General features: G+C 57.1%; 1 protein-coding gene. It reads right to left on the bottom strand.

The features are described 5' to 3' along the window. A partial coding sequence (locus tag HEN33_RS25845) for a DDE-type integrase/transposase/recombinase (protein ID WP_183083569.1) occupies positions 1-275 on the bottom strand: 275 nt, incomplete at both ends.

Genomic DNA, 275 nt, shown 5'->3' with positions numbered 1-275 from the left:
TGCCGGACGGCCGACGGGCCCACAACGCCTGCTCCAGTGCATCCAGCACGAATGTTGTTTCCATGGATGATGAGACCTGCCATCCCACGATGTATCCGGCGAACACATCAATGATGAACGCCACATAAACGAAGCCCTGCCATGTGCTTACCCAGGTAAAATCAGCCACCCACAACTGGTCTGGACGTTCTGCCACGAACTGACGGTTTACGCGGTCGCATGCGGCAACGGCTTTCCGGCTGACGGTAGTGCGGACCTTTTTACCCCGGAGAACA

Source organism: Escherichia sp. 94.0001, assembly GCF_013369155.2.
In the GTDB taxonomy this organism is placed as follows: domain Bacteria; phylum Pseudomonadota; class Gammaproteobacteria; order Enterobacterales; family Enterobacteriaceae; genus Escherichia; species Escherichia coli_F.
This window is presented reverse-complemented; position numbering and strand designations above follow the sequence as displayed.